This window comes from Candidatus Poribacteria bacterium, from assembly GCA_021295755.1.
GTDB lineage: Bacteria > Poribacteria > WGA-4E > WGA-4E > PCPOR2b > PCPOR2b.
The window spans coordinates 12,612-14,231 of record JAGWBT010000186.1 but is presented as its reverse complement, the minus strand read 5'-3'; the positions used below and the strand labels follow the sequence as shown (position 1 = coordinate 14,231).

General features: G+C 54.9%; 1 protein-coding gene. It reads right to left on the bottom strand.

Annotated elements, in window-relative coordinates:
* Positions 1-263: 263 nt before the first annotated feature.
* On the bottom strand, positions 264-1,436 hold the full coding sequence (locus J4G02_21025; protein MCE2397007.1) for a phytanoyl-CoA dioxygenase family protein: 1,173 nt from the start codon (positions 1,434-1,436) through the stop codon (positions 264-266).
* Between the last annotated feature and the right edge of the window lie 184 nt (positions 1,437-1,620).

The following is a 1,620-nucleotide window of genomic DNA, read 5'->3' as shown; positions in this document are numbered from 1 at the left end:
ATAGGTTGCCTCCTAAATTGGTTGTGTAGTTCAAGTAGCAAGGGCAACCACAAGGGTTGCCCCTACAGGGAACAAACTATGGTAGATGATAGAATTATTTATACATTACAGATGAACACTTAACCCCCCTAACCCCCCTTATCAGGGGGGAATTAGCGATCTTGTTAATGTCTACTTATTTTTATAATTCACCATAAATGTAGGGGCAGGTCTTGTGCCCGCCCAATCCTCTTCCAGTGGTTACGGCATACGGCGTATGCCTACTACTTTGCTGCTTCTTCTCGTGCGCCTGCGAGGGGGTGCATGATACCGGCACCGGGGGGCCACACGCCCGGCGCTTTGCCGTGCGGTGTCATCGTTTCCCACATTTCATGGGGCATGACCACCTTGAATCCGTCCCGCGTGCGCCACGGGGCGGCATACTCCACGTTTGGCAGCGCCCTGACCTCTTTGGATAGATTGGGGGTAGCGCCGTGCCACGCTCGGTTATCGCGGAAGACGCCGGCACCGGCGGGTGCACCGACGAGTGTCGAATGTCGCATCCAATCGGGTTCATCGTCGGTTACCGGCGGTGGCTGTTGTACGACATGCGTTCCCGGAATCTGACGGATGGGACCGTTCTCCCACGTGAGGTCTGCCATCAGGAAGTTGATGGTCACCGTTGGCGGTGTCATCTCCATAATCAGTTTGATTGTCGGCACATCGAAGTCGCCCGAACTGTCGGTATCGAACTCAACGCCGACCCGCCGTGCCTGCTCGATACGCGGTTCCGAGAGGTGTTGTCCATCTCTACCATCGGAGTGCAGATGTTGATATTCGACTGCGCCCGGCAGGCAGAGATCCCCACCAGAACCCCAGACACGGTAATCGGAAGAACCGAAGATCTCCGTGACAATAGGAGTGGTCGTCGGCAGGTCGATCATGTTCGCCCAAGCGGGATGGTGGAGCATCTGCCTCGAAGCGGAACAGGTGCCGTAGCTGTATCGGTGTGGCAGCCGTCCGGTTTCGGTCATGTATTTTCGCTCTCCCGGACCGGGGGTTTCCAAGATCTGTTTCAGCGCCTCGGCGCAGCCCGCTCTCCAAGCCGCTAGCTGTTCCGCATTGAGTAGGTCACGCACCACCACGAAACCGTCTCGACGGAAAATCCGAGCGGCGCGTTCAACTTCGCTGGGGTCACAGATTTCGAGTCCGTGAATTCCGTTGTGCGCTTGTAGGTGCGCCCGTAGTGCCTCAACGCCCGGATCATCATACATCCGCCGCTTGGGGGATCGATTGTCCGGCACTGGTACAACGCCCCGATTTTGTGCGAGTAGATTGCCGTACTGGTCTAGGGTTTCATTGGGCGGGGTATTTTCATCCCACCCGACCCCCGTTTCTTGATGGACGGTCATACCCTCTAGTTCTGCTTGTAGCTCTCGTTTTCTTGATTCGGTCATCGCTAACACTCCTCCCCTCTACGAAAACATATATGGTGATGAAATCACTGGATTCTTACTATGGTAAATTTTAGAATTACTTAGACACTCCCAATTCACAGCCAACCCCTAAATCCCCAACTCCCCTGACAAGGGGAGAAGATAAGAGGGGATCTTCTCCCTTGTCTTTCCCCTCTTATCAGAG

Excerpts from the sequence above, each read along its gene's own strand:
- J4G02_21025 (MCE2397007.1), bottom strand. The coding sequence starts at position 1,436 with ATGACCGAATCAAGAAAACGAGAGCTACAAGCAGAACTAGAGGGTATG.